Genomic DNA, 26,095 nt, shown 5'->3' with positions numbered 1-26,095 from the left:
GGCCTTGGCCTCAGGCATCCAGCCGACGGCCAAGGCCGCCCACCGATCGGACCAGCTCGTCAAAGGCCTCCGCCGGGTGGTTTTCCACGACGATGCGCGCATTGGGCGGCTCACCCCAGAGTCCGCGGAAATCGGCGACAGTGGTACCGATGAGCTTTGGCGATGCGGTCTCCACGTGCACCGTCGCTGTACGCGTCCGGTACCTCGCGGTGCCGACGGCGACCGACGCGGCGAAGTAGTCGTGGACATGTGCAGCATAGCCTTGCCCGTTGCGCCGATGGAACTCGAAATAGAACCGGAGCATGTCGCTGAGGTGCCTGACGAGCTCGTTGGAAGCCCTACTGCGCCGCCCCTCCGTTTGCTCCGGCGCCACGAGTTCCGGTTCTTCACAACCGGCTCGCGCAGCCAAAGCCGCCACGTGTTCCGGCCGCAGCTCGATCCTTTCAGTGCTCTCCAAGGCGCACACAACCGGCAGGCGCTCTTCCGGAAGACCCGAAAACGCAGCAAACACCTCGGCTGCCGCATCCGGGTCGACATGCGTGTTCCACTCTGCGGTGGGCGTGGTGTTGCCCTGGTAGAAGTAGCTGCCGCCCATGATCACGACGCCGCGCAACAGTTCCGGCAGCATCGGCTCGGCGCGCAGGGCAAGGGCGAAATTGGTGAGCGGCGCCGTCAGGAGTGCGGTCAGCTCCCCCGGCCGCGACCGGGCCGCTTCAATCCAGAGTTCGACGGCGTCGACGGCCTGGATCTGTCCGTGCGGTTCCGGCAACTCGGCGTAACCGATACCGAACGGACCGTGGGTTTCCGGCGTCGTCACCAAGGGGATCCGCAAGGGCGCCCGGGCACCGATGGCCACAGGAACCCCGGGCCGGCCGCACAGCTCAAGGAGCGCGAGGTTGTTCCGCGCCACTTGTTCAGCATCCACGTTCCCCGGTGTACTGCTGACCGCAACGAGGTCGACGTTCGGAAGGCTACACAAATAAGCCAACGCCAGGGCGTCGTCGATGCCGGTATCGCAATCCACCAGGAGGCTGACCGCCTCCGCTTGCCCGCTTGCCGCCGTCGCCCTCTCTTCGCTCAAAACAAAGCGACCTTGGGCGATGCCGGGAAGATGTCGTCCAGCTCGGCGCGCTCTTCCGGCGTCGGAACCCAGCGCACGGCATCCGCGTTCTCTTGGATTTGTTCCGGTCGGGTCGCTCCGGCGATCACACTGGACACCGCGGGCTGTGCCGCCAACCAGGAAAATGCCACCTGCAATTCGCTCAAACCCCGGTCCTTCGCGAACTGGCTGAAACGGCCCAACTGTACCCAGTCGGCGTCGTCCACCATGTTGGTCCGCGTGTGGCTCAAGCGCGAACCCGCTGGAGCATTGCCGGGCGAGTACTTGCCCGTGAGCAGTCCGTTGGCCAGGGGGAAGTACGGCAGGACGCCGAGACCGAACGCCTGGGCTGCCGGCAATACCTCAAGTTCCGCGCGGCGATCCAGGAGGTTGTAGTGGTTCTGGGTTGAAATGAACCGTGGCCCGCCCTGGATGCGCGCTACGTACTCCGCTTCCGCGATTTGCCACCCGGCCCGGTTCGAATGGCCGATGTACCGGACCTTCCCGCTGGACACGAGCTCGTCAAGGGCGGCCAGGGTCTCTTCCACTGGCGTCATGGGATCCGGCGTGTGGTACTGGTAGAGGTCGATCCACTCGGTCCCGAGGCGCCGCAGCGATGCCTCGACCGCCTGGATGATGTAGCGGCGGGATCCGCGGGCACCGAAATCGTTCCCGTTGGCGCCGCGCATGTCCATGCCGAATTTTGTCGCCACGATGGCGTCTTCCCGGCGGCCCTTCAACGCCTTCCCGAGCATGACCTCGCTCAAGCCGGGTTCGCGGCCGTAGACATCGGCGACGTCGAAAAGCGTCACGCCGGCGTCCAGCGCCGCGTGCACTACCGCGTTCGTGCCTTCCTGCGATTCTGTTGCCGTGTTGGCGCGGCCGAGGTTATTGCACCCCAAGCCAACAACGGAGACGGTCAATCCGGAATGTCCAAGGCGGCGATATTCAGTCATGAATTCACCCTACAACGCCGGCCGGAACCGCCTCGCCGCTCATGAGCTGAAGGCAATTCCGGCTTCCTCCATGGCTTCCAGCAGTTGGGCCATGACTTTCGGACCCATGCCATGCAGGGCCGCTACCCGCTGCTCGCCGAACTCTGCAAGCTGTTCAAGGGTTTCCAAGCCCTCATGGGCAAGCGCGCGACGGGCGGGAGCGGACAAACCCTTCGGAAGTGGAGTGTGGCCAGGCCAATTGCTCTTGGGAGCCATGGTTGTCCCTTCCAGGAAGTGGTGTGGTCCTTAGAGAGTAAAGCCGGCACCCGTTTTCGGCGAATGCTTGACTTTGAATTCACCGGGGGCGCCATGCGGGGAAGCCGCGATGCTCAATTTGGTGAAATCCAGGTCCTCGCCGCGGATGCAGACCTTGATGGCGTTCACCGCCTTGTTCACGTCGGGGCAGAGGCAGAAGATGTTGAGCTTTGAATCGGCGATTTCCGAACGGTCCACCACTCCAAGGCCCCGCCACGCGAGTTCACTAGCCAACGCAGCCTTCGCCTTCCGTTCGAGGTAGCGGTCGCGCTCCGTGCCGTCCTTCGTCTTCAGCGCGATCTGGGCGACTACCCAGAACTGCTCTGCGTCGGGAATCTCGGCATAGCCATCTTCTCCGCACTGGGCCGCAAATGCCGCCATGAGGCCTTCCACCGAGTCATCGTCCTCGACGTCGGATTCCTCGGTGCGGCTCTGGTGCCCGACGACCCCGTGGTTGACGACGAACTGTTTGAATTCGTCGTCGTACCACGCCTCACGAAAATGCAGGACAGCATCCTCATCGCGCTTGTAAGTGCGGATAATTCCGCTCATCGGGTTCCCTTCCTGGACGATCGCATCCTGGCTCATAACTTGGGGAGGCTGCCCGTGCTCGGGTGCTCCTGTCCCGGCAGGGGACGCGCAAACGGTACCTTCGTGCCCAGAACCTGGGCGACGACGTCGTGCGCTACTTGTTGCGCGGTAAGCCCGACGCGTTCAAGGACTTCGTTCCTGGTTCCGTGGTCGAGGAACTCGACCGGAAGCCCCACCTCGTTGAGGGCGGTGTCCACGCCGGCCGCGCGCATCTCCTGGCGGATCCGGGAACCAATGCCCCCGGCACGAACGCCGTCCTCGATGCAGACAACCAAGCGGTGCCGCGCCGCGAGGGCGATGATCGACTTGCGCACGGGCAGGACCCAGCGAGGATCCACCACTGTGGAACTGATGCCTTGCGAACCGAGCCGGGCGGCAACATCCAAAGCGAGCTCGGACATCGCGCCAACGCTGACGATGAGGACGTCGTTCTCCGTGGATCCGGCCGGACGACGCGCCAGGACATCGACGCCGTCGGACAATCGCTCAATCGCCTCCACCTCGTTTCCGACGCTGCCCTTCGAAAAGCGGACCACACTGGGGGCATCGGAAATGGCGACCGCTTCGCGAAGCTCCTCGCGCAAGCGGCTTGCGTCGCGTGGAGCGGCGAGATGCAGCCCGGGGACGATCTGGACCATCGCCATGTCCCACATGCCATGGTGGCTGGCGCCGTCCGGCCCGGTGACGCCGGCGCGGTCCAGGACAACCGTCACGCCTGCTTTGTGGAGGGCAACATCCATGAGGAGCTGATCGAGCGCCCGGTTGAGGAAGGTCGCATAGATAGCGACCACGGGATGCAGTCCGCCAAACGCCATGCCTGCTGCTGAGGTGAGGGCGTGTTGTTCGGCGATTCCGACGTCGATGACGCGCTTAGGGTGCCGTTCCGCGAACGTGTGCAATCCCACGGGAATCAGCATGGCCCCGGTGATGCCCACGATGTCTTCGCGTTCGTCGGCGATATCGGCAATTTCTTCCGCGAAAACCGACGTCCACGAGCGTGCGCCGCCAACCTGTGTGGGCTCGCCGGTCTCCGGATCGATGACGCCCACAGCATGGAACTGGTCTGCCTCGTTGGCCAGGGCCGGTGCGTAGCCGTGGCCCTTCTCGGTCATGGCATGCACAATCACCGGGCCGCCATAGTTCCGGGCCGTGGACAAGGCATGCTCAAGCGCTTTGAGGTTATGGCCGTCGACCGGGCCGATGTACTTCATCCCAAGGTCTTCGAACATCCCCTGCGGTGCCCACCAGTCCTTGATGCCTTTCTTCATGGCATGCAGGCTCTTGTAGGTGAACTGGCCGATCGGTCCGCCCTGCTGCAGCCTCTTCTTCCACCAGTCGAGCACCACCTCGTAGGCGGGCGTCGCACGGAAAGAGTCGATGGTGGGCCGCAGCGACGCGAGGTAGTCAGCCAGTCCGCCGACAGTGGGCGCATACGAGCGGCCGTTGTCGTTGACGACGATGACTACGCGCCGGCGCTTGTCCGCCGCGATGTTGTTGATGGCCTCCCACGCCATGCCGCCCGTCAACGCCCCGTCACCCACGACGGCGACGACGCAGCGATCGTTTTCGCCCTTCAGTTGCCTTGCGCGGGAAATACCGTCCGCCCATGACAGAGATGACGAGGCGTGGGAGCTTTCCACGATGTCATGCTCGGATTCGGCGCGATCCGGGTATCCGGACAAGCCGCCCTGTTGCCGTAGCGTGCTGAAGTCCTGACGCCCGGTCAGCAGCTTGTGAACGTACGACTGGTGTCCGGTGTCAAAAACAATGCTGTCGCGGGGGGAATCGAAAACCTTGTGGATGGCCATGGTGAGTTCCACCACGCCGAGGTTCGGGCCCAAGTGTCCACCCGTTTGAGCGACGTTGGTGATGAGGAAAGTCCTGATCTCGCCGGCAAGCTGCTCCAACTGCTCGTTGGTCAGTTTGCCTAGGTCCTGCGGATTCCGGATTGTCTCCAAAAGTCCCAACGGCCCCTCCTTAGGGTTGTTGACGTGCTATACAACTTTAGCGCCTTGGCCGCACTAAGCCGCGGACAAAGCTACAGCCCCGGCCGGTCAAAGACCAGCCGGGGCTGTGGCTATCGCCTTGTCACAGGCGAAACTACGCTTGCGAACCCTACTTCGAGGAGATCTGGCGCAGGACGTACTGCAGGATACCGCCGTTGCGGTAGTAGTCCGCTTCGCCCGGGGTGTCGATGCGCAGGACGGCATCGAAGGACTTGGCGGTACCGTCTTCCGCGGTTGCCGTGACCTTGAGGGTCCGCGGGGTGTTGCCGTTGTTCAGCTCGGTGACACCCTCGACCGAGAAGGTCTCGGTGCCCGCCAGGCCAAGGGACGCGGCAGACTCGCCGGCCGGGAACTGCAGCGGCAGGACGCCCATTCCGATGAGGTTGGAGCGGTGGATACGCTCATAGCTCTCGGCGATGACAGCCTTCACGCCAAGGAGCGCGGTGCCCTTGGCAGCCCAGTCGCGGGACGAACCGGAACCGTACTCCTTGCCCGCGAGGACAACGAGCGGAGTACCGGCAGCCTGGTAGTTCTGCGCGGCGTCGTAGACGTACGCCTGGGGCCCGTCGGCCTGGGTGAAGTCGCGGGTAAAGCCGCCCTCCACGCCGTCGAGCAACTGGTTCTTGATGCGGATGTTCGCGAAGGTGCCGCGAATCATGACCTCGTGGTTACCACGGCGCGAACCGTAGGAGTTGAAGTCCTTGCGCTCTACGCCATTGGCCAGGAGGTACTGTCCGGCCGGGGTGTCCGACTTGAACGAGCCTGCCGGGGAGATGTGGTCGGTGGTGACCGAGTCTCCCAGCTTCAGGAGCACGCGGGCACCAGTGATGTCCGAAACGGGCTCCGGCTGCGCCTTCATGCCTTCGAAGTATGGGGGCTTCCGGACGTACGTGGACTTGTCATCCCAAGCGAAGGTATCGCCGGCCGGGGTGTCGAGTGCCTTCCAGCGGTCGTCGCCGTCGAAGACGCCTTCGTAGCCGCGGGCAAACATTTCCTTGTCGATGGAGGAATCGATGACCTTCTGGACTTCCACCGGGTTCGGCCAGATGTCCTTCAAGAAGACGTCGTTGCCGTCCTGGTCCTGGCCCAGGGCATCGGCGTCGAAGTCGAAGTCCATGGTTCCGGCGAGTGCGTACGCGATGACCAGCGGCGGGGAAGCCAAGTAGTTCATCTTGACGTCCGGGTTGATGCGGCCTTCGAAGTTGCGGTTACCGGACAGGACAGCAGTGACCGAGAGGTCGTTGGCCTGGATGGCCTCGGAGATTTCGGCGTCGAGCGGACCGGAGTTGCCGATGCAGGTGGCGCAACCGTAACCCACGATGTAGAAACCGAGCTTCTCCAGGTAAGGGGTCAGGCCGGACTTCTCGTAGTAGTCAGTCACTACCTTGGAACCGGGAGCCACCGAGGTCTTGACCCAAGGCTTCGAGGTAAGGCCCTTGTCCACGGCGTTGCGGGCGAGCAGCGCGGCGGCCAGCATGACCGAGGGGTTGGAGGTGTTCGTGCACGAGGTGATCGATGCGATGGACACGGCACCGTGGTCGAGCTCGAACTCGCGGCCATCAGCCGTGGTGACGCTGACCTTGTTCGACGGACGGCCGTTGGTCTTCGGCCCGTGGGCGTGCGGGGCGGTGTCGGACAAGTGGGTCGCGGTGGCGGTGAACGACGGCGAATCGGAGGCCGGGAAGCTCTCGTCGATCGCTTCGTCCAGGCTGCCGTCGGCCAGGTCTTCCTTCACGTAGTTGCGCAGGTCGTCCCGGAACTGGGCCTTGGCCTCGGACAGGATGATGCGGTCCTGCGGACGCTTCGGGCCGGAAATGGACGGCACAACCGTGGACAGGTCAAGCTCAAGGTATTCGGAGAACTTGATCTCGCGCGAAGCATCGTGCCACAGGCCCTGTTCCTTCGCGTAGGCCTCGACGAGCGCGACGTTCTGCTCGGAGCGGCCGGTCAGGCGCAGGTACTCGAGGGTGACATCGTCGATCGGGAACATGGCGGCCGTGGAACCGAATTCGGGGCTCATGTTACCGATGGTCGCGCGGTTTGCCAGAGGCACGGCCGCGACGCCTTCGCCGTAGAACTCCACGAACTTGCCGACCACGCCGTGCTGGCGCAGTTGCTCGGTGATGGTGAGGACGACGTCGGTAGCGGTGGCGCCTGCCGGAATGGAACCGGAAAGCTTGAAGCCGACAACGCGGGGAATCAGCATGGACACGGGCTGGCCAAGCATCGCAGCCTCGGCTTCGATGCCGCCAACGCCCCAACCGAGGACACCCAGGCCGTTGACCATGGTGGTGTGGGAGTCGGTGCCGACGCAGGTATCGGGGTAGGCGCGAAGGACGCCGTCCACTTCGCGGGTCATGATGGTGCGTGCCAGGTATTCGATGTTGACCTGGTGGACAATGCCCGTTCCCGGAGGGACAACCTTGAAGTCGTCAAATGCGGTCTGGCCCCAGCGGAGGAACTGGTACCGCTCGCCGTTGCGCTGGTACTCGATCTCCATGTTGCGCTCCAGCGCACCGGAGTTGCCGAAGACATCGATCTGCACGGAGTGGTCGATGACCATCTCGGCGGGAGCCAACGGGTTGACGCGCTTCGGGTCGCCGCCAAGGTCCTTGATGGCTTCGCGCATCGTGGCGAGGTCAACGACGCAGGGAACACCAGTGAAGTCCTGCATGATCACGCGGGCGGGAGTGAACTGGATCTCGGTGTCGGGCTGGGCATCCGGGTCCCAGCCGGCCAGGGCGCGGACGTGGTCAGCCGTGATATTGGCCCCATCTTCAGTCCGCAGGAGGTTTTCAAGCAATACCTTGAGGCTGAACGGAAGGCTGTCTGCGCCTTCAACGGAGTTCAACCGGAAAATTTCATAATCGGTGCCGGCTACATTCAGTACGCCTTTGGAACCGAAGCTGTCCACAGTGCTCATGGCAGGACTCCTCTCGCAACAGCTTTCATCTTTGTCGCGCGGGTGACCGCTAGCTAGTTAGGTATGCCTAAGCTAAGCAAAATGCCGCCGGTCGGTGGAGAACTGGAACGCGACATGGGAACTTCACCACCATCGTATGTGGGCTATGCCGCAGGCACCAGCAACGCAACAGTCTCCAGATGATGCGTATGCGGGTACAAGTCGAAGGCCCGCAGCGATTCGAGCCGCCAGCCGCCGTTGCGGAAGTAGCCCAAATCACGTGCGAAGGACGCGGGATCGCACGACACATACGCGATGGCACGTGGACCGGAGTCGATGAGCTGGCTGACAACCGCTTTGCCCGCCCCTGCCCGCGGCGGGTCGATCACCAGGGAATCGAAGGTGCGCGGGCGCTGGCGAAGGACCCGTTCAACCTTGCTTTGGACGATTTCCACGTGGGGTTCGCCGTGCAGGTTCTTTCGGGCATCGCGGCTCGTGCCGGGCGAGCCCTCCACTGACAAGACCGAGCCGGTAACGCCCACGGCCTCCGCCAGCGGCGCGGTAAACAGTCCGGCACCGGCGTAGAGATCAGCCACAGTCGATCCCGGACCGAGGTACCCGCCACCGTTGAGGAAACCGGTCACGGCCCCGACCAACGCCTCCGGGGCATCCTTGTGGATCTGCCAGAAACCTTCCCCCGTAACCCTGTACTCGTGGCCGGCAGCCGATTCCTGGACCCAGGTGCGGCCCCGCAGCTGCAACACCTCGCCACGCACCGGATCGAAACTCGCCACTGACGAGTCATGCGGAAGCTGGGCCAGAATGCGGTTGAGCCGTTTGGCATCGGTTCCCGGCTCCGGCGCGAGCAGGATGAGCGGGCGCGACCCGTTCGCGGGCGCCGCCACCTCCACCCTCGAAATCCCCCGCAGGTCGACGTCCCACAACCGAAGCTCATTGATCGCGGGGAGCGCGAGCGGCATCTCGTGCACCGGAATGACGACGTCGGAACGGTGGGCGTGCATCCCCAACCGGCCTTCGGGGGTGACCGCGAAGCTGGCGCGCGTCCGCCATCCGAGGCCGGCCTCATCAAGGCGATCGCCGTCGTCGGGCACTGGATCGCCGCCGCGGGCGGCTTCAACCTCGACGTGGAGTTCGACGCCGGCAAGCCGCTTCAACTGTTCGGCGAGAACTTCTGATTTGAGTTGCCGCTGCCGCTGCAGCGTCACGTGGCCCAGCTCGGCGCCGCCGACGGGCGGACCGCCCTTGCGCCAGGCCGCGACGGAATCGGCGAGGCTCCAGAAATGGCGCGTCCGGTCCGGCGATGCTTCGAGGACCTCGACGACGTCGGCACGCCAGAAACGCGACGCCTCGCCGGAATCGGTGAGGCGGATCCTGACCTTCTCCCCTGGAACGGCGTGGCGAACGAAGATCACCCGTCCCTCGTGCCTGGCGACGAAGTGGCCGCCATGGGCGATCGGGCCGACGTCGACCACGAGGTCGGTGGAGGCCTGGGAATCGGGCAGGCTGGAATCCGTGCTGCTCGGGTGGGTCATTGGGTGTCCTGCAGTGCCTTTGCTTCTTCGGAGGATTTCAATTGCCACGGGACGCTCGCCACCATGACGCCGGGCTCGAAGTGGAGCCGGGCCTTGATGCGCAGTGCGGTCTGGTTGTGGACAAGCTGTTCCCACCACTTGCCCACGACATATTCAGGGATGTAGACAACGATCAAGTCCCGCGGGGATTCGCTCTTCATGTTCTTGACGTAGTCCAGGATGGGCGTGACTGTTTCCCGGTACGGGCTGGCGAGGACCGTCAACGGAACGGGAATGTCCAGCTTGTCCCACGCCTCGACTGTGTGGGCCGTTTCTTCGTGGTCGATGTCCACGATGATGGCATCGAGCCGGGAAGGCCGCGACGCCCTCGCGTAGGCCAGGGCCCTAAGTACCGGCTTGCGGACATGGGAGACCAGGAGAACGGCGTGGACCCGGGTAGGCAACGCCCGCGGCGAGGAGTCCTCGTCCACCGCGAGTTCCTTGGCCACATTGTCGTAGTGGGCCCGGATGCTCCACATGATGAGGAACAGCACGAACATGGCCAGGAGCGCGATCCAGGCGCCTTGTTCGAACTTGGTGATCAGCACGATCGTCAGCACGAGCGCCGTCATTCCGAAGCCGAGCCCGTTGATGGTGCGCGACTTCAGGATCCTCCGGCGGACGGCTTTGTCCCGGGCAAGCTTGAGCTCGCGGCCCCAGTGCCGGACCATGCCCAACTGGCTCATGGTGAAGGAAATGAAGACGCCAACGATGTACAGCTGGATCAGCTTGGTGACATCGGCGTTGAAGGAAATGATCAGGACAAGGGCCCCCGTGGCGAGTGCAAGGACGCCGTTGCTGAATGCGAGCCGGTCGCCGCGGGTGCGCAACTGGCGCGGCAAGTACCCGTCCTGCGCCAGAATCGAGCCGAGCACAGGGAAGCCGTTGAACGCCGTGTTGGAGGCAAAAACGAGGATCACGCCCGTAGCGGCCACCACAATGTAGAACGGGATGGAACCCGCTCCGAAGATGGTCTGCGCGATCTGGCTGATGACGGGGTTCTGGATGTAGTCCTCGGGGACCGGCAGCCCATTAAGGAGGAACTCCTTTGCCGGGTCCATCACGATGTGGACCTTGGTGGCATTGGCGAGGTAGATGATGCCGGCGAGCATGGCTGACGCGATGGCGCCCAGCAGCAGCAAAGTGGTGGCCGCATTCTTGCTCTTGGGCTTCTTGAAGTTGGGCACGCCATTGCTGATGGCTTCGACACCTGTCAAGGCGGCCGCGCCCGAAGAAAACGCCCGAAGCAGCAGGAACCCTCCCGCCAAACCGACAAGTCCTTGGTCGAAGCCTTCTTGCGGAACGATGGTGAAGGCCGCCGACGGAGCCTGGCCGAGGTTGCCCGTGACGGCCTGGAAGATGCCCACGAGCGTCATGCCCAGGATGGAAACCATGAAGATATAGGTAGGAACGGCGAAGACATTGCCGGCTTCCTTGATGCCTCGCAGGTTCACAAGCGCGAGGATGATGACGCCGACTGTTGCGATGGCCGCTTGTTCCCCGTGGAGCGCCGGAATGGCCGTTGTCAGGTAGGCGGCCGCGGAAGACATCGACACAGCCACGGTGAGGACGTAGTCCACAAGCAGCGCCGCGGCGACGGTCAGGCCCGCGAACTTCCCAAGGTTGACGTTCGCGATCTCGTAGTCGCCGCCACCCGAAGGATACGCGTGGACGTTCTGTCGGTACGATGCAACGACTGTGAGGAGAACCACCATCACGGCGAGGCCCACCAGCGGTGAGATGGACACCGCGCTGACGCCGGCCAAAGCCAGCGTCAAGAGGATCTCGTCCGGGGCGTATGCCACCGACGACAAGGCGTCCGAGGCGAAAATCGGCAGCGCAATGCGTTTCGGAAGCAGCGTATGGGACAACCGGTCGTTACGGAACGGCCGCCCCACCAACACCCGCTTCACAGCGTTGAGAATTGTCAGCACTCCGCAAAGCTACTCTGAATCGAACGCGATGTCATGGCGGACTGCCTTCAGCGACTTCCCCCGGTAGAGTCTTACCGAGCGGCATGCATAAACAGTGTAAGGAGAGACCGTGGCTCACTTTGTGATCATGGGTTGCGGACGCGTGGGCGCAACGTTGGCGCACACCTTGGAAGACGCGGGACATTCCGTGGCAATCATCGACCAGGACGACCGTGCCTTCCGTCGCCTGCGCAGCGGATTCACCGGCAGGAAGGTGACCGGCGTCGGCTTTGACCGCGACACCCTGAAGCAGGCCGGTTGCGAGGAAGCGTACGCTTTCGCCGCGGTCTCCAGCGGTGACAACTCGAACATCCTCGCCACGCGCGTTGCCCGCGAAACGTTCCACGTTTCGCACGTGGTTGCCCGGATCTATGATCCCGGCCGTGCCGAAATCTACCAGCGCCTTGGCATCCCCACGGTCGCCGCCGTCCGCTGGAGCGCGGACCAGGTGCTGCGGCGCATCCTTCCGGAACAACACTTGGCCGGAGACTACCGTGAGCCTTCGGGCCGCCTGGTCCTTTCCGAAGTGGACCTGAACGACGGCTGGATCGGCAGGTCCCTGGCAGCCATCGAAGCCGCTTCCGGAATCCGGATCGCATTCCTCACGCGTTTCGGTGAAGGCGTCCTGCCGCAGCCCGGAACCTCGTACCAGGAAGGCGATACCGTCCACGCCATGTTGAATCTGGACCGCAGCGACGAGGTGGCCCGCATCCTCGCCGGCGCACCCGCCAAGGAGTCTGAGTGAAAGTCGTCATCGTCGGAGCAGGCAGCGTCGGTTCATCGATCGCGCGGGAACTGCTCGCCAACGGCCACGAAATCATGCTGATCGACCTCAAGCCCGAGGTCATCGGACGCAGCGGCCTCCGGGGCGCCCGCTGGCTCGTCGGCGACGCCTGTGAATTGAGCACGCTGCAGGAAGCGAAACTGGACGAAGCCGACGTCGTCGTTTCCGCGAGCGGTGACGACAAAGTCAACCTCGTGGTGTCCTTGCTCGCAAAGACCGAGTTCGGCGTTGGCCGGACGGTGGGCCGCGTGAACAACCCCAAGAACGACTGGATGTTCAACGATTCCTGGGGTGTCGACGTCGCAGTCAACACGCCCCAGCTCATGACGGCCTTGGTGGAGGAAGCCGTGGAAATCGGCGACCTCGTCCGCCTGCTGACCCTGCAGACCGGCGTCTCCTCGCTCGTGGAATTCACGGTCCCGCACGACTCCCACATCATCGGCAGCACCGTGGGAGACATCGAATGGCCCGAAGACTCTGCCCTCGTGGCCATCTTGCGCGACCACGCCCCCATCACGCCCAGCCGCGACGACGTGATCGACGGCGGCGACGAATTGTTCTTCGTCACCACCATCGCGGCGGAAGACAGCCTCAGGGCCCTCCTGGCGCCGTCGGCCGCCGACCACGGCTCAGTTGAGGTCGAAGGAGAATACGCGGATCAGTCCGACGACGGATTCGACGGCTGAACCGCCCGGTTCCGCTTCTGGCCCGGCGCCGGCCGGGTCAGAAGCCAGGCAATCCAAAGGCCAAGGATGTACAACGGGGCGCCCATGATCAGGCGCATGGTGGCTAGCGCGGCCAAGCCCGCGTCACCCATGAAGTACAACGGCACCTGGACAACGAGCCGCAATGCCAGGACCGCGATGACCACCCAGGTACCGATGCTGTAAGCCCTGAGCCGTTCGGCATCCTTGCGCCAGTCGAACCCCTCGTTCCGTACGAAGCCGAACAGCAGGCCGGCAATCGGCCACTTGACGGCAATGGACACCACCATCGCGACGATGTAGGCAATGTTCGTGTAAAAGCCAAGGACGTAGAAGTCTTCCGCCTTCCCCGTGGTATTGGCGAGCCACGCCGAAATGGCGACGCCGGCAATCCCGGCAAGAGCCTGGGTCAGCGGACGGCGTTGGACCAGCCGTACCACCGTGAAGATGGCCGCTCCCGCAAGGGCTGCGACCAGCGAAGCCGGAAGATCGCGCGTCACCATGAAGGCGACCAGGAACACGAGTCCCGGCACGATGCTCTCGGCGAGGCCTTGGACACCGCCCGCGGATTTGAGGATATCCACGTGGCCGTGGGCATTCCTCTGAAGGCCCGCCTTTTCCGCGTAACCCGCGGCGAGATCGGCAATGCTGGGTGTTGCGGCACGCGTATCGTCCGGACCAGGTTGCTCCTGCGCAGGTTGTTCGTGCGGACCGGGTCCGTTGGAGACGGTCATTGATGCTCCTGCCTGGAGAGGATTTCATAACGCGGGTTGAACATGGTGGGCATTCCGTCCCTGACGGTGACCATTGCCTCAAGGCGAAGTATTGTCCCCGGTTCGATTCCGGGTACTTTGCGGCGGCCGAGCCAGATGACCCGCAACCGGGCCAAAGGGCCGCCCTCGCCGCTGTGCACCACCCGGTCGACGACGATCGCCGAGAAGTGGGCTTGCTCGCTGGCGGGCTCGTAGGTCACCGAATCGATGAAGCCGATGCAGGCGACCCTCCCCCGCGCCGGAAGGTCGGTCAATGGCCGGGGCACCGAACCGCCCTGCTCAGCCAGGGGGCGAGCCGCTTTGTCAGCCAATCTGGGTGATCTCCGGGCCGCGCTCAGGCCGCCGCAATTCCTCATGGGCTTCTTCCGGGACGCCGTGCTGTCCGGGGACGGCAGCATCCTTCGGCAACCTCAGCTGGAGGAGTTCGCGTGGCGGCATCGGGTTCTCACCGCGGATGACCACCACTTTGCGGAAGAGGCTTTCGAGGTTTTGCGCGGCGTCCTTCTCCAAGGCTGCCGGGCCACCGATCACGCCGCGAAGGAACCAGCGGGGTCCGTCCACTCCCATGAACCTGGCAGCCCGGAATCCCCGGCCGCCGTCGGCTGCTTCAGTGGGAAGCTTGGCAACGAGTTCGGTGCCGAAAGCGCCGGGGACTTCTTCCACCTCGCCGCCTTGGCTCGCGACGGACTGGCCGATCTGCTCGCGGATCTCGTCCCAAAGGCCCTCCGAACGGGGAGCGGCAAACGCCTGGAGCTGGAGGCTTGAGCCATCGAGATCCATCGTGACCGCGACAACCCGTTGGGTTGCTTCCTCTACCTCAAGCCGCAATTGAAGGCCCTCTGAAGGTTCGATCAGCAGGGAACCGAGATCCACGTAGCCGTCGTGGCTGTCGATTTCGCTCGCATCCAGCGGTCCCTTCGACAGGCGGAAATCGCCCTTGGCAACTCCGCTTTCAACCGTTTCGGCGGCCTCCTTAGCACCGTTGTCACCGGCACCGTTGTCTTCGGGCTGCTTGGCCTTGGACTTCTTTCCGCGCCCAAAAAGCATCGGTTTGTCTCCTTAGTAGTGGTCCATCCCCCAGTAAACCGCAGGCCGCCCGGTAACGCGCGGACAACATGGCAACCTGCTCCTTGCGGGTCGATTGCCGAGGGCGTGGTTAACTCGCGGGCGGCGCGAAGCCGCCTGTGGATCCAAAGCCGCCGGTGCCGCGCGCCGTGTCGGAAAGTTCCTCCACGGCGACGAACTGCGCATATTCGACGCGCTGGATCACCATTTGTGCAATTCTATCGCCGCGCTTTAGCTCGATGGCGTGGTTTTGGTCCGTGTTCAAAAGCGTCACGGAGATTTCACCTCGGTACCCTGCATCCACCGTCCCGGGGGCGTTGACTACCGTGAGTCCATGCTTGGTGGCCAGTCCCGAACGCGGGTGGATCAAGGCCACGAATCCATTGGGCAACGCGATCGAGACACCGGTAGGGACGAGCTTCCGTTCCCCTGGAGCCAACGTGACGTCCACTCGTGCGCGGAGGTCCGCTCCAGCGTCGCCCGGGTGCGCGTACGACGGAACTTCCAGTCCGGCGTCGAGCATTTTAAGTTGGACCTGGAGGGTCGGGGCGCCGTAGTCGACGGCGGGGGCTGCTGGGCTTGCTACTGCTGTCTCGTGACTCACAGTCCCTTATTCTATCGTCCGCTGGTTGCTGTCCGGATTCCCGCCGGGTGCGGGGAAGCGTCATTGGGAGGCTCTCGTTCCCGATAAGCTTGTTGCATGCCTGAATCGATTCCAGCCGCACCCGCCTCCAACCATTCGTCGAATGGAGCGGACGCCCTGTTCACGGAGAAGTTGTGGCCGTCTGTGTGGATCTGGATTGTTGTGGTTTGCTTGTCCTCCGCGGGTATCCTCATCCTTGCGCCCATCAGCATCACCGCCGGAATCATTGCCGCCATTGTCCTTTTCGCGGTCATGACTTCACTCCTGGTGTTGTCCACTCCGTCGATCATCGTGGACAGGGACACTGTCCAAGTAGGCCGTGCCAGCATCCAGCGGGAATTCGTGGGCTCCGTCGCGGCATTCCGCAAAGACGAAGCCACGGCAGAGCGCGGCACCCGGCTGAACGGGCTTGCCTACCTTTGCCTCCGCGGCTGGATCGACCCCGTAGTACGGATCGAGATCACCGACCCCGCCGACCGCACTCCCTACTGGCTCGCTTCCACCCGCCGGCCCGATGATCTCTTGAAGGCCCTCTTGGACAAGGCATCCGCCTAGGACTTGGGCACGCTTCAGCTTTCGCATTCCTTGCAGTAAAGGTGCCCGTCCTTTTCCCGCGCTATCTGTGAGCGGTGCTTGACGAGGAAGCAGCTGTAGCAGGTGAACTCATCCGCCTGTGCCGGCAGGACGCGGACCAGGAGCTCTTCGCTCGACAGGTCCGCACCGGGAAGTTCATAGGCATCGGCGAGATCGGTCTCGTCGAGGTCGACCGCCGATGACTGCTTCTCGGTCCGACGCGTCTTGAGTTCCTCGATCGAGTCCTCGCTGGCGTCCTCTTCCGTCTTCCGAGGGGCATCGTAGTCCGTTGCCATGGTTCTCTTCTTCGTTCTCCCTTGGTGGGTGCTGCTGTTGATTGGGGGGCCCGCAGTCGGGTAGACCGGAGCCTGCTCCGATCTAAGGATGTAACGTCGCAGGCTGTCTTTTTGTGCCCGGCAACGGCCAGATTGTCCTCCCGGCCGATGCGAAAGTCCAGAGCCCGTGGAGCCCCCTCCACCGGCCGGCAACCGGAAAATCGCGGAAATTCGCGGCACGCCCTTTGTCCTAGTAGGAAAAGGCCCCACCGGGTGGCAGAGTTTCGAATGTCAGATATGCCATGGTGGAGGGTTTTATGCGGGATCTACGGCTGGTTGGCGTCCATGATGACGGCGGACATCTCCTGTTGAGCGGAACCGGCGGCGAGATGTTCCAGCTTCCGATCGACGAGGCACTGCGCGTTGCCGCGAGCCGGACGCCTGCCCAGGTGGCCGCCCGCGCATCCATCACTCCTGTCGCCATGTCTCCGCGCGATATCCAATCACGCATCCGCAGCGGCGCAACAGCGGCGGAAGTCGCGGATCTGTCCGGGATGCCCCTGGCCAACGTGCAACGCTACGAAGGCCCCGTGCTCGCCGAACGGGAATACATCGCCGAGCAAGCCCGCAAGGTCGAAGTCGCAGCCCCCGCACCCGGCCATGATGCGTACCGTGCCGCTTTTGGCGACGAACCCGCAAGCCTTGGTGCCATGGTGGCGCACCGCCTGACTGCCCACGGCATCGATTCTTCATCCGTCGAATGGGATTCGTGGCGTCGCACCGACGGCACGTGGACCGTCGTCGCGCGCTTTGACACCAAGCCGGGCGAGCTTGAAAGCATCGGCGAAGAACCGCCGGCCATGTGGACCTTCAATCCGGCACGCAAGTCCCTCCATAACGCCAACCGCTGGGCGCAACAGCTCAGTGAGCTCGAGCCCCTGGACGGACCCGTTCCCACCAGGCGCCTCGCCGCCGTCGTGGATCGTCCGTTCGATTTCGAAGTCGACGCCGAGACCACCGCCCTTGCATCCGCCGCGGCGGCCTCGAGGGAGGCTGACGGACTCCTCGACATGCTGCGTTCGCGCCGCGGGCAGCGGCTGGGCCTTGACGAGGACAGCGATGACGCTTTGGCCCTGCTCCTGAGCAGCGGGGTGCCGGCAGCCCATCCGCGATCCGACGACGACGAGACACCCTCGGAAAAGCCGGCTATGGACACCTCGGCCGCGGACCAGGATGCGGCCGAGGAGGATCCTGTCGATGCAGGGACGGGCAAACCCGCCCAGGCGGACCCCGCGCAGACCCGCCGCGACGCACGGGCAGCCATGTTGTCGAGGCTGAGCCTGGCACCCCGGCATCAGGACAATGACGGCAATTCCTTGCACCTGCATGAGGGCGTCAGCACCGACACCCGGGAAGTCACCGTCATTCCGGGTCCCCTGCGCCCCGTGACCGTCTTGCGGGGAAAGCGCGAGGACGCGGCCCAATCCGCCGGGCGATCCGCCCACGAAAAGCCTGCCCACGAAAAGCCGGCCCAGGACAAGCAAGCCAACGAAGCCCCTTCGCACGACGCCGACGAAGCCCCGGAATCGTCGCAGCGGGCAGGGCTGGACGAACTGCTGGGCGGCGCCTCCCGCCGTGAGCGCGACGACGCCCGGACTGCCCGCAGCGGGATTGGCGATTCCTGGCTGAAGGCCTCCCCTGCCACTAACCACGACTCCGCGGAGACATCGACGCCGGACGCAAGCAACGGCGACGACCCTTCCGATGCCCCGGCTGCAGAACGCCAGCCGTCACGCCCCAAGCGCTCGAGCATTCCCAGCTGGGACGAGATCGTTTTCGGAACCCGCGGAGACTAAGCGGCGTTCAATGCGTTCCGCGCCATAGGCAGGCGTCGACGTCGAACGGCAGCAATTGGTCCCGGCTCGCCATGAGGTTCGCCCCGTGCGCCGTCACGCGCCGCATGTAGTGGCGGCGGCACAGCGTCTCGTACCCGACCACGGGCGCCGTCGTTTCCAACACTGGCTCTTCGCTCGGGGTGCCATCCATGGCGACGTCGCCCACCACTACTTGTTCGCCTTCAACCACCATAATGCCGTCCACGGTGCGCGCGTTGTGGGTGGCACGGCGGCCGCACCAGCAGAGCGCTTCGACCTGCAGGACCTGCACCCTGTCGGCGAGCTCGACGAGGCGCTGCGAGCCGGGGAACAACTTTGTCCGGAAGTCCGAGGTGATTCCGAAGGCGAATACATCGACGTCCATCTCGTCGACGACGCGGGCCAACTGGTCGACCTGGACCGGCGAATAGAACTGGGCTTCGTCGCAAATGAGGTAGTCAACACGGAGCCCCTTCGTACGGCGCCGGACCACCTCATCCCAAAAATCGGTAGTGTCATCGACTTCCACGGCGTCCGTCTGGAGGCCAAGCCGGCTTGAGATCACGGAAGCTCCAGCCCGGTCATTGCGGCTGAAGCGGACGCCGCCCCGGCCGCGCGCCTTGTGGTTGTGGTCCATCTGGAGCGCAAGGGTGGACTTTCCGCAGTCCATGGTTCCGGAAAAGAAGATCAGTTCAGCCACGGCTGCCTTTGCGTCCCCCCGCCTGGAAGCAGATCAGCGGCACCTCCCGCTCGGCCTTCGTCAACGATCCATGCTGGCCGACGACTTCCATGGCCGTGGGGCGGACGCGGCGGACGTCATAGAGCGCCAGGGTGTCCCTCGCGGCGATCATCACGTCACCGATCCGGGGGAAGACTTCCGGGCGCACGGCGCCGAACAATCCCGCGGCCACTGCCTGCTCCCGGGTGAAGGCCCAAATGCGCTCACCGAAACGGCCACGCCAGGCTTCGATCAGTGCCGCCCTATGCGCTTCGCCGGCATCAGGTTCCAGGTAAAGGTGGACCATGCGTGGTTCGCCCGCCGTGTGCCGTACTCCCGCGATGAGCGCGGCATCAGCCGAGTAATCGATCCGCTGGGACTCCGGAACGTCGAGCATCCCGTGGTCGCCCGTGAGGAGGATGGTGGTGCCCGCGGGGAGCGAGGATGAGAGCCTCTTGACTGTTGAATCGACTTCCTCGAGCTGGTGTTCCCAACGCTCGGACTGGCAACCGTAACGGTGCCCGGCCTTGTCGAGCTCATTGACGTAGAAGTACATGAGGGAACGCGAGCCGGCGGCCATGGCTTCCCCGGCCGCGGCCGTGCGGGCATGCAAGGAGTTGCCGCCCACAAAACGGCTTCCCCGAAGCGCCGCCCGCGTCATGGGCGAGTCGCCGAATTGCGGCAAGCTGACAGTGATCGCGTCGGCTTCGGCGGCCACCCGTTCGAAGATCGTCGGGAACGGCTGCCAATCAAGGGGATCCACGCCGGCATCCCAATTGCCGAGGAGATTGACCACCTTGTCCTGGGCCGGATCCAGGACGTCGTACCCCACCATTCCGTGTTCACCGGGCGTGCGCCCCGTTCCGAGGCTGGCTAGGGAAGACGCCGTAGTGGAGGGGAACGCCGAGTCGAGCCACACGGGAACGGACCCCTGACCCGAATTCACGATGGACCTCAGGAACGGGGTGTGGGCGGCCTTTTGTTTGAGGAGGTTACGGCCCAATCCATCGGCCAGGACGACGCAGACGCGCTGCGAAGAGGGCAAATCCAACGTGTTCCGGAAGCCTGGCACACCCATGCTTGCGGCGGCGCTGCCCAGGACCTCGCCAATTGTCCTGCTGCCGTACAGTGGCGCGGCGGGAAGTTCGGAAATGGCGGCTTCGATTGGCGCGGCTTCCTGTGCCGCGTGCGGATTCGCCATCAGCGCTGGTGTCCCCGGTTCTGCCGGTTGCCAAAGACGCCTGAACGGAGCCGCGGCGCGGAAATGGTGCCTGTGTGGGCTGAAGGTGCGGGAGTGCCGGTGTTGACGGCCCGCAAAGCCCTCGCGAAGATCTTGGCGTCCTGGACAGCCCGGGGACCATCGGCCTCCGAGCTTATCCGCAGCACGATGTCTTCCTGGGAAATAGTGCCGGTGTAGCCGTGGTCGGCTTCGCATTGCGGGTCGCCGCAACTGGCGGGGCCGACGTCGACGCGCTGGCCGCCGGACCAGGCGATGGAGAGGGTCAGTTCCCTGACGGGGTCGCTTGGCGTGTAGTTTTGCGGCTGCGCGTACATGTAGCTCAAGACAACCGAGCGGATCTGTGCGACAGGCACGGATTCAGTGGAGATCTGGGCGACAATCTGTTCGCCGGCCTCGTCCAGTTGCTGGTCGTCGACGTGCGTGATCACCAGCATGTCCTCGGTAAGGACCAGGACCGTGATGTGGCGCCTGACCTCGGCGCGGTCGAAGTGGGTTTCCAGGTGCACAAGATGGGCGAGGCAGTCCCGCCCGTCCAATGCGTCGGCGACCACGTCCGCAACGAGGACGGGATAAAACCCTGCGCGCTGAAGTGCCTGGTCCAGGCTCTGCCCCTGCGAGCTGTGGTTGTGTGCTGCATGGTGCCCGGTGGCAGCCGGGCCGGACGGAGGCGTCGGGGACTTCGAGCTCATGACCCCATTTTCACAGATCGGCCGGGCACTTCATAACCGCGTGGTCAGCCAAGCATCGCCCGGCGGGCGCTGTCAGTGCGCTGGGCGGCGTTTCCGATCCACACCTCTGCAGCGAGGATTTTGGCGCCTTGGGGACCGGCCAGGACCGGGTTGAATTCCGCCAGCGCGATTTCGGGGTGTTCGTCCTTGAGCTTGACGAGCCGCGCCGCGAGGTCCTCTAGGGCTGCGACGTCGACGGCGGGAAGGCCTTGGTAGCCGAACAGTTTCAGCGACGCGCGGGGTGCCCGGATGAAGTCATGGAGGTCGGTCACGGACAGCGGCGGAACCCGGTGGGCCCAGTCGTCCAACAAGTTCACCGCATCCCCCGCGAGGCCGAACGAGACCACGGGGCCCAAGAGCGGATCCTCGATGGCACGGAAGGTGCACGCCTGCCCTACCGGCGCCATGGCCTGCACTTCCATGGCAGGAGAGCCATAGGGTTCAAGGGCCCTGCGCATCTGCGCGATCCCCCGCCGCAGGGAATCGGCGTCTTCAATGTCGAGGCGGACGCCTCCCAAGTCCAGGCGATGCCGCAGGGCAGGATCGGTTGTCTTGAGCACCACCGGCCAACCAAGCCGCCCGGCGGCAGCCACGGCGTCATCGTCGCCGCCGAACACGACCGACGGCACCACCGCAATGCCGTAGCGCGCCAGCAGTTCGGCCGACTCGCCGTCGTCGAGCCGCACAAGTTGTTCTCCCTGGACCGATGCGAGGAGCCTCTCGATCTGCTCCCGCGTTCCCTCGCGGTCGCAGCCGCGCGGTTCCACGAACATGCCTTGGTCGCGGTCAAGCCACTTCGCGTAGCGCACCACGGCAGCCAAAGCGGCCACGGCACTGCCGGCACTCGAATAGCACGGTAGCGACGGCCCGGAGTCTCCCGCCGGCGCAAGCAGGCAATCCAGCTGTACCGAGGGCTCGAGGATTCCGGTGAAAGCCGCCACCACGGGCTTTCCCGCCTCCGCTGCGCACTCGGCAAGAACCCGCGCGATCTCCTCCATGGTGAGGCTGCGGGAAGGCACCATCGCCGCCACTACCGCGTCAACCGATTGCTCCGCCAGGTTCTCGCTGAGGCTTCTCCGCAACCGCTCTCGGGCTACGGATTTTCCGGAGTCGAGCCCGGCGTCAGTCACGATCCGGTCAACGACGAGGCCATGGGGGGCTGCGTTGTCCGCAACCACCTTCCCAAATGCCGCGGAGTTGCTGTAAACCGCGAGCGCCGGGCCTTTCGGCAACGGTTGGCTGGAAACGATCTGGGCCACGTCCATGAGTTGTTCGATGGTTTCGACCGCGATGACGCCGGCTTGGCGCAGCATCGCGTCCAAGGCCGCGGCCGGCGCTTGCGTTGTCCTGACCACGTGCCCCGGGGGAAGCCTGAGGCCCGTGACGTCCGATTTGGCGACAATGACGGGCTTGCTGCGTGAAAGCCGCCGCGCCAGCCGCGAAAACTTGCGCGGGTTGCCGATCGATTCCAAATACAGTCCCACCGCGGCCGTGTCGGGATCGTCTTCCCAGAACTGCATGGCGTCGTTGCCGGAAACGTCGGCCCGGTTTCCGGCCGAGAGGAAGGAAGAGAGGCCCAGGCCCCTGCGGATCGCCGCGGCATACACGGAGACGCCGATTGCCGCGGATTGCGAAAACAGGCCCAATCCCCCACGGCGGGGAAGCCCCGGTGCCATGGAAGCGTTGAGGGAAACCTCCGGATTTGTGTTGACTATGCCGAGCGATTCCGGACCGATCACCCTCATCCCGAAGGACCGGGCGCGGCGCACCAAGGCGCGTTGCCTCTGCAAGCCTTGTTCGCCGTCGTCCGCGTATCCCGCGGTCGCGACCACGATGCCCTTGACGCCGGCAGCACCGCATTCGTCAACGACGAGCGGCACTTCTTCGTACGGGACGGCGATGACGGCAAGGTGGACCGGACCCGGGACATCGGCGATCCTGGCAAAGGACTTCATTCCGGCCAGTTCGAATGCCTCGGGGTTGACCGCGTAGACGGCGCCTTTGAACCCGCCCTCGAGGATGTGTTCGAGCAATTGGTGCCCTATTGTCCCCCAGCGGCGGCTCGCCCCCACAACAGCGATCGACGACGGCGCCAGCAAGTCGCGCACGCTGCGCGCCTCCGCGCGGTGTTCCCGCGATTCCATGACCGCGAGGGATTTTTCGGTGGGGTCGATGTTGAAGTCGACGCTGACGACGCCGTCGTCGAACTTGCGGGCGAGTTCGTAGCCGGCGTCGGCGAAAACCCTGAGCATTTTGCGGTTTTCCGGCAGGACCTCCGCGGTGAAGCGGCGGATGCCGTTCTCCCGCGCGGCCGCCGCGAGGTGTTCGAGGAGGATGGAGCCGATGCCGCGGCCCTGCTGGTTGTCGGAAATGTTGAAGGCCACTTCGGCTTCGGTGGGATTGTCCAAGCGGTCGTAACGGCCGACGCCGATGATTTCGCCGCCTACCGTGATGACGAAAGCGACGCGGTCCTTATGGTCCACCTCGGTGAACCGGCGTAGTTCCTTGCTTGTCAGCCTGGACTTGAAAGTGAAGAAGCGCATGTAGATGGAGGTCTCGGACTGCGCGGTGTGGAATGCTTGGAGGGCGTCGGCGTCGTCCGGGGAGATGGGCCGCAGGTGGGCAGTTCCGCCATCGCGGAGAACGACATCGGCCTCCCAATATTCCGGATATACACTGGCGCCAGGCTGATCCACCATAGGCTTAGCCTACTAAGACTTCCGCAGTACACGTTTTAAGGATCCACCGACTCCATGGCACGCAGCCAAAGTCCTTCCCGTACAAGCACGGCTCCGGCTGTGGACGGGGACTTCACTGAGAACATCATCGATATCGACGTAACTTCCGAAATGGAAGGCTCCTTCCTGGAGTACGCGTATTCGGTGATTTATTCGCGCGCGCTTCCCGATGCGCGCGACGGCCTGAAGCCCGTGCAGCGGCGCATCCTTTACATGATGAGCGACATGGGCCTGCGTCCGGACCGCGGGCACGTGAAGAGTGCACGCGTGGTGGGCGAAGTCATGGGAAAGCTGCACCCGCATGGCGACGCCGCCATCTATGACGCCATGGTGCGCATGGCGCAGGACTTTTCCCTTCGCTTGCCTTTGATCGACGGGCACGGCAACTTCGGCTCGCTCGACGACGGTCCGGCGGCACCGCGTTACACGGAAGCGCGGCTCGCAGCGGCGGCGTTGACAATGACCGAGCACCTCGACGAAGACGTCGTGGACTTTGTCCCCAACTACGACAACCAGCTCACCCAGCCCGATGTCCTTCCTGCGGCGTTCCCCAACCTGCTTGTCAATGGAACAACCGGGATCGCGGTGGGCATGGCCACGAACATGGCCCCCCACAACCTCGTCGAGGTCATCGCTGCCGCACGGCACCTCATTGCCAATCCCGACGCCACCCTGGAAGACGTCATGCGTTTTGTCCCGGGACCGGATCTCCCGACCGGCGGCCGCATCGTCGGTTTGGACGGGATCCGGGACGCGTATGCCACAGGACGTGGTTCGTTCAAGACCCGGGCCAAAGCGGAGATCGAGCAACTGACGGCCCGCCGCACCGGGCTCGTGGTCACCGAACTGCCCTACATGGTCGGCCCCGAAAAGGTGATCGAGAAGATCAAGGACGCCGTCAATGCCAAGAAGCTCAGCGGCATCAGCGACGTCATCGACCTGACGGACCGCAAGCACGGTCTCCGGCTCGTGATCGAGATCAAGAACGGCTTCAATCCCAACGCGGTCCTGCAACAGCTCTACCGCTTCACGCCGATGGAAGATTCGTTCGGCATCAACAACGTCACGCTGGTGGACGGCCAGCCGCAGACTTTGGGCCTGCTCCAGCTCCTCCAGGTCTATGTCAACCATCGCTTGTCCGTGGTGCGCCGGCGCACCGCGTTCCGCCTTGGCAAGAAAAAGGACCGCCTCCACCTGGTGGAGGGCTTGCTCGTCGCAATCGTGGACATCGATGAAGTCATCCAGATCATCCGGTCCTCGGACGAGGCGTCCGCGGCCCGCGAACGCCTGATGTCCATCTATGACCTCTCCGAAATCCAGGCGAATTACATCCTCGAACTCCGCCTGCGGCAGCTGACCAAGTACTCGCGCATCGAACTTGAAAAAGAGCAGGAAGAACTGCGCCGCGAAATCGAAGAACTCGAAGCGATCCTCGCGTCCGATGTCCTGCTGCGCGAACTCGTGTCCGGAGAATTGGCAGAGATCGCCGAAAAATACGGCACCCCGCGCCGGACCGTCCTGCTCGAGTCCGAGGCCGTCTCCCCGACCGTTGCTGCGGCGCTGGCGGCCGCCGTGCCTGCGGGCAAGGGCAAGGCTGCGGCCCTCCCCCTCGAAATCGCGGATGATCCTTGCTGGGCCATTCTGAGCACCTCGGGGCAGATAGCCCGCACTCCGCACCAGGAGCCGCTCGCTGAATCCGGCCCGCGAAGCAAGCACGATGTCTACCGCTCCGTCGTCAAGACGAGCGCCCGGGGCGAGATCGGCGCGGTCACTTCCCTGGGCCGCATGCTGCGCGTGCAGGTCATGGACATGCCGGTATTGCCGCCAGTGTCCGGCCTGCCCAACCTCGCCGGCGGCGTGGCGGCGAGGGATTTCATCACGCTGCTGAAGGGCGAGACGCTGGTCGCCCTTGTCCCCCTGGATGCCATCCTGGCCATCGGGACAGTCCAAGGCGTCGTCAAGCGCGTCCAGCCGGACTATCCGTTGAACCGCGAGGACTGGGAAATCATTTCGCTCAAGGACAACGACGCCGTGCTGGGTGTCGAGCCTGCGGTGAATGACGACGTCGACCTCGTCTTCTTGACCCGCTCCGCCCAGCTTTTGCGCTTCGGTGCTTCGGCGGTCCGCCCGCAGGGCCGCACCGCCGGCGGGATGGCGGGAATCAAGCTCGGCGCGGGCGACGACGTAATCCACTTCGGCGTGGTTCGCGCCGACGACCCTGCCGCCGTCGTCGTGACGATAGCAGGCAGCAACGGGGCGTTGCCGGGGACGGCTCCGGGCACGGCGAAAGTCACGCCGTTCGACGAGTACCCGGCGAAGGGCCGTGCAACAGGCGGGGTGCGTGCGCACCGCTTCCTGAAGGGCGAAGACACCTTGTTGCTCGGATGGGTGGGCCACGGACCTGCGAAGGCGGCGTCCAGCGCAGGAGTGGCGCGGGCCCTCCCACATGAGCATGGCCGTCGGGACGGCTCCGGCGTTCCCCTCTCCCAGCCGGTGGAGGCCATTGGACCGAGCATGGCGTGGGGCGAAGGAAATGACTCCGAAGCCGTCGCTAGCGAGTGATGACG

At 64.4% G+C, this 26,095-nt stretch carries 22 protein-coding genes; 5 read left to right on the top strand and 17 right to left on the bottom strand.

The window, feature by feature from the left end:
• Window positions 1–10: 10 nt before the first annotated feature.
• From ABCW42_RS08400 to ABCW42_RS08365, 8 genes are all read right to left on the bottom strand, one after another.
• Window positions 11–1,081 (bottom strand): nucleoside hydrolase, encoded by a 1,071-nt coding sequence (locus tag ABCW42_RS08400; protein ID WP_423184406.1) that lies wholly within the window; start codon window positions 1,079–1,081, stop codon window positions 11–13.
• Entirely contained in the window at window positions 1,078–2,055 is a 978-nt protein-coding gene (locus ABCW42_RS08395; RefSeq protein ID WP_423184405.1) for an aldo/keto reductase, read from the bottom strand. The genes ABCW42_RS08400 and ABCW42_RS08395 overlap by 4 nt, the downstream gene beginning before the upstream one ends.
• Before the next feature lie 39 nt (window positions 2,056–2,094).
• Window positions 2,095–2,310, bottom strand: coding sequence for a hypothetical protein (locus tag ABCW42_RS08390; protein ID WP_423184404.1), 216 nt, complete (start codon window positions 2,308–2,310; stop codon window positions 2,095–2,097).
• A gap of 30 nt (window positions 2,311–2,340) precedes the next feature.
• A complete protein-coding gene (locus tag ABCW42_RS08385; RefSeq protein WP_423184403.1) occupies window positions 2,341–2,901 on the bottom strand; it encodes a hypothetical protein in 561 nt (186 codons plus the stop codon).
• Window positions 2,902–2,933: 32 nt separating this feature from the next.
• Complete coding sequence (dxs, locus tag ABCW42_RS08380) at window positions 2,934–4,907, bottom strand: 1-deoxy-D-xylulose-5-phosphate synthase (RefSeq protein ID WP_423184402.1); 1,974 nt, start codon at window positions 4,905–4,907, stop codon at window positions 2,934–2,936.
• Between the two features lie 148 nt (window positions 4,908–5,055).
• The gene (locus ABCW42_RS08375; RefSeq protein ID WP_423184401.1) at window positions 5,056–7,869 is read right to left on the bottom strand and encodes an aconitate hydratase; all 2,814 of its coding nucleotides are present in this window, start codon (window positions 7,867–7,869) and stop codon (window positions 5,056–5,058) included.
• Between the two features lie 143 nt (window positions 7,870–8,012).
• A complete protein-coding gene (locus tag ABCW42_RS08370; RefSeq protein WP_423184400.1) occupies window positions 8,013–9,401 on the bottom strand; it encodes a class I SAM-dependent RNA methyltransferase in 1,389 nt (462 codons plus the stop codon).
• Complete coding sequence (locus ABCW42_RS08365) at window positions 9,398–11,374, bottom strand: APC family permease (protein ID WP_423184399.1); 1,977 nt, start codon at window positions 11,372–11,374, stop codon at window positions 9,398–9,400. The genes ABCW42_RS08370 and ABCW42_RS08365 overlap by 4 nt, the downstream gene beginning before the upstream one ends.
• Before the next feature lie 109 nt (window positions 11,375–11,483).
• On the opposite strand from ABCW42_RS08365, the gene ABCW42_RS08360 reads away from it, so the two are divergent.
• Together ABCW42_RS08360 and ABCW42_RS08355 are read left to right on the top strand one after the other, a co-directional pair.
• The gene (locus ABCW42_RS08360; protein ID WP_133202690.1) at window positions 11,484–12,158 is read left to right on the top strand and encodes a potassium channel family protein; all 675 of its coding nucleotides are present in this window, start codon (window positions 11,484–11,486) and stop codon (window positions 12,156–12,158) included.
• Complete coding sequence (locus ABCW42_RS08355; protein WP_423184398.1) at window positions 12,155–12,883, top strand: potassium channel family protein; 729 nt, start codon at window positions 12,155–12,157, stop codon at window positions 12,881–12,883. Before ABCW42_RS08360 ends, ABCW42_RS08355 begins: the two co-directional genes overlap by 4 nt.
• Here the strand turns inward: ABCW42_RS08355 and ABCW42_RS08350 are convergent.
• The 4 genes from ABCW42_RS08350 to dut all read right to left on the bottom strand — a co-directional run bounded on the left by ABCW42_RS08350 (window position 12,856) and on the right by dut (window position 15,343).
• Window positions 12,856–13,635 (bottom strand): DUF3159 domain-containing protein, encoded by a 780-nt coding sequence (locus ABCW42_RS08350; RefSeq protein WP_423184397.1) that lies wholly within the window; start codon window positions 13,633–13,635, stop codon window positions 12,856–12,858. The two genes, ABCW42_RS08355 and ABCW42_RS08350, sit on opposite strands and share 28 nt — an antisense overlap.
• On the bottom strand, window positions 13,632–13,985 hold the full coding sequence (locus ABCW42_RS08345) for a hypothetical protein (RefSeq protein WP_423184396.1): 354 nt from the start codon (window positions 13,983–13,985) through the stop codon (window positions 13,632–13,634). Before ABCW42_RS08345 ends, ABCW42_RS08350 begins: the two co-directional genes overlap by 4 nt.
• Entirely contained in the window at window positions 13,978–14,721 is a 744-nt protein-coding gene (locus ABCW42_RS08340; RefSeq protein WP_423184395.1) for a DUF3710 domain-containing protein, read from the bottom strand. The genes ABCW42_RS08345 and ABCW42_RS08340 overlap by 8 nt, the downstream gene beginning before the upstream one ends.
• 109 nt (window positions 14,722–14,830) lie before the next feature.
• Window positions 14,831–15,343 (bottom strand): dUTP diphosphatase, encoded by a 513-nt coding sequence (dut, locus tag ABCW42_RS08335; protein ID WP_423184394.1) that lies wholly within the window; start codon window positions 15,341–15,343, stop codon window positions 14,831–14,833.
• Between the two features lie 96 nt (window positions 15,344–15,439).
• Between dut and ABCW42_RS08330 the strand changes: the two genes are divergently transcribed.
• A complete protein-coding gene (locus tag ABCW42_RS08330) occupies window positions 15,440–15,937 on the top strand; it encodes a DUF3093 domain-containing protein (RefSeq protein WP_423184393.1) in 498 nt (165 codons plus the stop codon).
• Between the two features lie 14 nt (window positions 15,938–15,951).
• On the opposite strand, the gene ABCW42_RS08325 is transcribed toward ABCW42_RS08330, so the two are convergent.
• Entirely contained in the window at window positions 15,952–16,251 is a 300-nt protein-coding gene (locus ABCW42_RS08325) for a DUF4193 domain-containing protein (RefSeq protein ID WP_423184392.1), read from the bottom strand.
• 296 nt (window positions 16,252–16,547) lie between these two features.
• On the opposite strand from ABCW42_RS08325, the gene sepH reads away from it, so the two are divergent.
• Window positions 16,548–18,086: a septation protein SepH gene (gene sepH / locus ABCW42_RS08320; RefSeq protein ID WP_423184391.1), complete on the top strand. Its 1,539-nt coding sequence runs from the start codon at window positions 16,548–16,550 to the stop codon at window positions 18,084–18,086.
• 7 nt (window positions 18,087–18,093) lie between these two features.
• Here sepH and ABCW42_RS08315 read toward each other — a convergent pair whose 3' ends face one another.
• Genes ABCW42_RS08315 through ABCW42_RS08300 form a run of 4 tightly spaced genes read right to left on the bottom strand, consistent with a single transcriptional unit; the run spans window position 18,094 to window position 23,489 of the window.
• Window positions 18,094–18,804: a thymidine kinase gene (locus ABCW42_RS08315; protein WP_423184390.1), complete on the bottom strand. Its 711-nt coding sequence runs from the start codon at window positions 18,802–18,804 to the stop codon at window positions 18,094–18,096.
• Complete coding sequence (locus ABCW42_RS08310) at window positions 18,797–20,023, bottom strand: alkaline phosphatase family protein (protein ID WP_423184389.1); 1,227 nt, start codon at window positions 20,021–20,023, stop codon at window positions 18,797–18,799. Before ABCW42_RS08310 ends, ABCW42_RS08315 begins: the two co-directional genes overlap by 8 nt.
• Complete coding sequence (locus ABCW42_RS08305) at window positions 20,023–20,751, bottom strand: DUF5998 family protein (RefSeq protein WP_133202699.1); 729 nt, start codon at window positions 20,749–20,751, stop codon at window positions 20,023–20,025. The genes ABCW42_RS08310 and ABCW42_RS08305 overlap by 1 nt, the downstream gene beginning before the upstream one ends.
• Window positions 20,752–20,795: 44 nt before the next feature.
• Window positions 20,796–23,489 (bottom strand): GNAT family N-acetyltransferase, encoded by a 2,694-nt coding sequence (locus tag ABCW42_RS08300; protein ID WP_423184388.1) that lies wholly within the window; start codon window positions 23,487–23,489, stop codon window positions 20,796–20,798.
• 54 nt (window positions 23,490–23,543) lie between these two features.
• Here ABCW42_RS08300 and ABCW42_RS08295 point away from each other — a divergent pair, with 54 nt between their 5' ends.
• Window positions 23,544–26,090: a DNA gyrase/topoisomerase IV subunit A gene (locus ABCW42_RS08295; RefSeq protein WP_423184387.1), complete on the top strand. Its 2,547-nt coding sequence runs from the start codon at window positions 23,544–23,546 to the stop codon at window positions 26,088–26,090.
• Window positions 26,091–26,095 lie beyond the last annotated feature (5 nt).

The organism is Arthrobacter sp. NyZ413 (genome assembly GCF_049390645.1).
GTDB lineage: Bacteria > Actinomycetota > Actinomycetes > Actinomycetales > Micrococcaceae > Arthrobacter.
Note: the sequence above shows the minus strand (reverse complement) of the source record. Positions and strands in the feature narration are given on the sequence as shown.

Coding starts and splice junctions, on each gene's coding strand:
- ABCW42_RS08395 (WP_423184405.1), bottom strand. CDS start 2,055: ATGACTGAATATCGCCGCCTTGGACATTCCGGATTGACCGTCTCCGTT.
- ABCW42_RS08390 (WP_423184404.1), bottom strand. CDS start 2,310: ATGGCTCCCAAGAGCAATTGGCCTGGCCACACTCCACTTCCGAAGGGT.
- ABCW42_RS08385 (WP_423184403.1), bottom strand. CDS start 2,901: ATGAGCGGAATTATCCGCACTTACAAGCGCGATGAGGATGCTGTCCTG.
- ABCW42_RS08375 (WP_423184401.1), bottom strand. CDS start 7,869: ATGAGCACTGTGGACAGCTTCGGTTCCAAAGGCGTACTGAATGTAGCC.
- ABCW42_RS08370 (WP_423184400.1), bottom strand. CDS start 9,401: ATGACCCACCCGAGCAGCACGGATTCCAGCCTGCCCGATTCCCAGGCC.
- ABCW42_RS08350 (WP_423184397.1), bottom strand. CDS start 13,635: ATGACCGTCTCCAACGGACCCGGTCCGCACGAACAACCTGCGCAGGAG.
- ABCW42_RS08340 (WP_423184395.1), bottom strand. CDS start 14,721: ATGCTTTTTGGGCGCGGAAAGAAGTCCAAGGCCAAGCAGCCCGAAGAC.
- ABCW42_RS08330 (WP_423184393.1), top strand. CDS start 15,440: ATGCCTGAATCGATTCCAGCCGCACCCGCCTCCAACCATTCGTCGAAT.
- ABCW42_RS08325 (WP_423184392.1), bottom strand. CDS start 16,251: ATGGCAACGGACTACGATGCCCCTCGGAAGACGGAAGAGGACGCCAGC.
- sepH (WP_423184391.1), top strand. CDS start 16,548: ATGCGGGATCTACGGCTGGTTGGCGTCCATGATGACGGCGGACATCTC.
- ABCW42_RS08310 (WP_423184389.1), bottom strand. CDS start 20,023: ATGGCGAATCCGCACGCGGCACAGGAAGCCGCGCCAATCGAAGCCGCC.
- ABCW42_RS08305 (WP_133202699.1), bottom strand. CDS start 20,751: ATGAGCTCGAAGTCCCCGACGCCTCCGTCCGGCCCGGCTGCCACCGGG.
- ABCW42_RS08300 (WP_423184388.1), bottom strand. CDS start 23,489: ATGGTGGATCAGCCTGGCGCCAGTGTATATCCGGAATATTGGGAGGCC.
- ABCW42_RS08295 (WP_423184387.1), top strand. CDS start 23,544: ATGGCACGCAGCCAAAGTCCTTCCCGTACAAGCACGGCTCCGGCTGTG.